Origin of the sequence: Actinomadura roseirufa, from assembly GCF_900659635.1 — a bacterium.
In the GTDB taxonomy this organism is placed as follows: Bacteria; Actinomycetota; Actinomycetes; order Streptosporangiales; family Streptosporangiaceae; genus Spirillospora; species Spirillospora roseirufa.
On sequence record NZ_CAACVB010000436.1, the window covers coordinates 1 to 4,337 of the forward strand.

Annotated in this window: 3 protein-coding genes; 2 read left to right on the plus strand and 1 reads right to left on the minus strand. The window is 73.7% G+C overall.

Features of this window, described 5'->3' with window-relative positions:
• On the minus strand, positions 1-1,069 hold a 1,069-nt coding region (locus E1291_RS39590), incomplete at its 3' end, for a hypothetical protein (RefSeq protein WP_131743143.1).
• A gap of 542 nt (positions 1,070-1,611) precedes the next feature.
• On the opposite strand from E1291_RS39590, the gene E1291_RS44845 reads away from it, so the two are divergent.
• Positions 1,612-2,151 carry a DUF4282 domain-containing protein gene (locus tag E1291_RS44845; RefSeq protein WP_207401199.1) on the plus strand — a complete coding sequence of 180 codons (540 nt, stop codon included), beginning with the start codon at positions 1,612-1,614 and terminating at the stop codon, positions 2,149-2,151.
• Between the two features lie 13 nt (positions 2,152-2,164).
• Entirely contained in the window at positions 2,165-3,721 is a 1,557-nt protein-coding gene (locus E1291_RS39600; RefSeq protein ID WP_242614667.1) for a protein kinase domain-containing protein, read from the plus strand.
• Positions 3,722-4,337 lie beyond the last annotated feature (616 nt).

Sequence of the window (4,337 nt, forward strand, 5' to 3'; positions counted from 1 at the left end):
CGGTCTGCACGGTGACGCCGGGCAGGGGCGCGGTCGGCCGGACGCCGGGCGAGGACGGCGCGGCGGGTGCGGGTACGGGTGCGGCGGGATCGGGTGGTGCCGCCTCGGTCGGCTTCGCCTCGGTGGACGGCGCCTGGACGGGCGGCACCTGCGCGGACGGCGCCGGGCCGGGCGCGGAATGGGCGGGCGGGGCCGGCGACGAGGGCGCCGGGGCGGGCGCGGGCGCGGTGGACCGCGTGGCGCCGCGTTGCTGGATCATCGAGCAGAAGGGGCAGGCGGGCAGGCCCACCGGCTCCCCGCACCAGGTGCAGGGCGTGCACGGCGTCCGGCGGACGAGTTGCTGCAGCACCCGGCTGTCGCCGCTGAACGCGACGAACTCGACGTAGCGCTTCGCGCGCCAGAACTCCGTCCCGAGGGGCTGGTCGTCGACGAAGGTGACCGACGCGGCGCCCAGCGCGGGCCCCAGCCGATCGCGCACCCAGCCGGCGTCTCCCCCGTGGTCGGCCGCCAGCACCAGTACCGGCGGGACGGGTACCTGCTCGCGGGCCGACACCGGGCGCGCGTCCGTGATGCGGTGGACCCCGGCGCGTGGCGCCGAGGTCACCATGAACTCACTACCCGGCAAGTACGAGGCGAGATGCTTGCTGAACTCGGTCCGCACGTGCTCCAGCCGAGTGACGCTGTTCACCCACGCCCCGGCCACGATGCCTTCCGCGAACCGCGGCACCAGGCTCGCCAGCACGCCGGGCTTGACATAGGGGGCCATGAACGCGAGCTGGTCCGCGACCAGCGACAGGGCGAGCGGCGGCAGGTCGACCGGCACCGCGGCCAGCCGCGGCGTCTGCAGCGACGCGCGGGCGAAGCGCAGCAGCGCCTCGGCCTCCCCGGACCGCCAGGTGGGGTACAGCGCGAGCACCGCCGGGTGTTCGCGCAGGCGGTGGGCGATCCGGGCGGTCAGCTCCAGCCCCTCGTCCGACAGCGGGGAGAACCCGGCCGGCACCCGCTCGGCCGCGACGCCGCGGATGACCCCGAGCCCCGGAACGTCGTCGAGGACCATGACCGCGGTCATGGGCGACCCCGATCGGCCACGTTCCTCACCAGACCCTCCGGGGCGCCGATTGCGTCCGTCGTTGGTTTCCTCTGGCCCCCGCTGGGACGACCATCAGGCGACCGAGATCACGATAACCGCGCGAATCCATCGAGATCAACAAGAGAAACGAACGAACCGGATGTCCAGCAGAAACGCATGAGAACCCACTGTGGATCGTTCCGATTCACCCCATACGAAGCCGATGAATTTCCCTTGTACAGTAGATTACTGAAAGGGAAATGGGCAGGTCGAGACCCTTTTTTTAAGGCCTGGGACCCATCACTAGTACCTGAGAATAGGCCTGTGGTCCTATGGCCTCGCCATGGGCCTATCGCTATCCTGGAAGGTTTCAGTCGGCGACGGTGTCGCTTTCCCGCCACTCGCCGCCCGAGCCGGCATCACGGACGGTATCGTCCCCGGCCACCGCGGCACGGCCCCGGCCGGCCCACCGCCTACCCGCACGAGACGCGCGCAGGCTCTAGAGTCTCCCTGTAGGCGGCCCCACCCTGGAGACGACGGCGATGACGAACCCATCGGACCCCGGTCCCCCACCGCACCGGCCGGCGCCCGGTCCTCCCGGTGGGCCGTACGGCCCACCGCCACCCCCGCATCAGCCTCCCGGCCAGGTCCCAGGCCCCCGTCCCCCGAGCCACACCGGCACCGGACCGTTCCCAGTGCAGCCTCCGCCGCAGCCTCGAACTCAACCCCCACCCCAGGGCCCCCAGTCCCACCCCCCGACCTGGGCGCGTTCCGAACCAACGGAAAAGGGACTCATCGGCGCCCTGTTCGATGCCAATTTCAACTACTTGGTGACACCGAAGCTCATCAAACTCTGGTATCTCGTGGCCCTGTTGCTGATCAGCCTGCAGTGCCTTGGGTTCTTCAGCTTCGGCGTGTGGGTCGCCACCTGGGACGACTGGTGGGCGTGGGGCGTCATGCTCGTGGTCTCCACGCCGCTGGTGTGGCTGTTCGAACTGCTGCTCGTCCGCATCCTCATGGAGGCGGTGGTCGTCCGCTTCAAGGGGGTCGAGCACCTGCGGGTCATCAAGGACAAGATCTAGGCGGGACGTGCAGGTGGGCGAGGGCGACGGGACGGGGCGCGGCGAGGGCGGCGGCGTGCCTGGTGAGACGCGGCGGGATCCCGGTGCGACACGGCGCGACCCGAGGGTGCCCGGGCCCCGCCCGGCCCCCGGCCCGGGGGCGACGCGGCGGGAGGGGCCGGCGGCGGGCGAATCGCTGCTGCGGCTGCCCGCGGCGCTCGCCGAGCGGTACGAGGCGGTGGCGGAGCTGCCGGTGCAGGGCGCCGAGTCCGATCTGCTCCTGGTGCGTCCGCGCGGCGACGTCCCGGACGGCGAGTACGTGGCGAAGATCTTCCGCCGCGGGTACGACGCCGACCGGGAGGTGTGGGCGAAGCTGCCCGCGCTCGACTCGCCGCACGTGCTGCGGATCCTGGAGACGGGGCACGCGGACGGCCGCGACTACGAGGTCACCGAGTACGCGCCGGAGGGGAACCTGCGGGCGCTGATGGCGGAGCCGCTGCCCGCCGGGACGGTCGCCGAGATGGCGGCGCAGCTGGCGGAGGGCCTGACGGCGCTGCACCGGGCGGGCATCGTGCACCGCGACCTGAAGCCGGAGAACGTCCTGGTCCTCGGGACGGCGCCGCTCGCGCTGGCGATCGCCGACTTCGGGCTGAGCAAGGTCCTCGACCAGAGCGTGGTGTTCGCCTCGTCGTCGCGGACGCTGGCGTACGCCGCGCCGGAGTCGCTGTCGGGCCAGGTGTCGCCCGCCCGCGACTGGTGGTCGCTCGGCATGATCGTCCGTGAGCTGGCGACGGGGCGGGCGCCGTTCCTCGGGTTGAGCGAGACGGTGGTGGTCGACCATCTCGCGACCCGGCCGGTGTCGGCGGACGACGTCGCTGATCCGCGGCTGCGGCTGCTGTGCCGGGGGTTGCTGGCCCGCGATCCGCGGCGGCGCTGGACGGGTGAGCAGGTCGCCCTGTGGCTCGAGGGCGGCTCACCGCCCGTGGTGGAGGAGGCGCCTTCCACGGCGCCTTCCACCACGGCGCCTCCGGGGGCGGGGCTTCCCTTCAAGGGGCGGCGTTACGACGACCGGGGCGAGTTGGCGCGCGCGCTGGTCGAGGAGTGGGAGCACGCCGCGCTCTATTTCTTCGGGCGCGGGGAGTCCGGCGAGGCGTGGCGCAGCCTTCGGGACTGGCTCGCGGACGTCCCGGACGACAGCCGGATCGAGCTGGTCGACGGGGCACTGGCGGCGCGGCTGCCCCCGGACGTGAAGCTGCTCCACCTGGTGCGGTGGCTGGACCCGGGGCTGCCACCGCACTATCTCGGCCGCCGGCTGACCGGCGCGGACCTGCCGGGCCTGGCCGCGCTCGCGTCCGATCCGCGGCATCCCGACCACCGCACCGCGTGCCTGCTCGGCCGTGAGTGGACGCGGCGGCCGGCGCGCGCGCCGCCGTGCCGGAGCCGGTGCCGTGGTTCGCCTGGATGGCGGACGGGGCGGGCGACGATCCGCTGCGGCTGCTCGCGGTCATGCGGGCCGCGCCGGAGGCCGTCCTGGAGGCGGAGGCGCGCGCGCGGGACCGGCGTGCCGCCGAGGAACGCGACCAGACCCTGAGCGCGCAGTGGGCCGAGCGGGAGCGGCGGCGGCTCGCGGGACGCGGCGCGGCGGTGACCCGCGCCGTGCTGTGGACACTGCCCGTCCTTCTCCTCTGGCTCCTCGGAAGCGCGCTGGTGGACGCCCTGTTCGGCGGTGGCGGCGGGAACAGCACGGGCACGGCCTCGGTCGGGTTCCATTCCCAGCGTTCCTCGTCCGTGCCGTTCTGGACGCTGGCCGTGTCCTCCGTTCTCGCCTGGGCGGTCCAGTGCGGCGGCGAGGTGATGCTGGCGCGCGCGCAGGGCGCGGACTATCTGCGGTACGGCCCGTGGTCGTGGATCTCCAAGGCGCTCGGCGCGGGCGGGCGGGGCCTGTCGAAGGCGTCCCGGACGATGTCCGGCGCCGCGCGGCGGACCGAGCGGCGCGGCTGCGGGCTGCTGCTGATCGCCGGGATCGTCCCGCTGCTGATCCTGCTGCTGCTCCTGGCGGCGGTGACGTCCGTCGCCGGGATGCTGTGGCTTCTCGTGCTCGTGGCCGGCGCGGCCGCCCACGCCGTCGCGGCGGGGCTGCGGCTGCACCGCTGGCGGCAGTCCCGCGCGCCGGCCGCGCACCCCGGCGCGTCCCCCAGCACATTCCA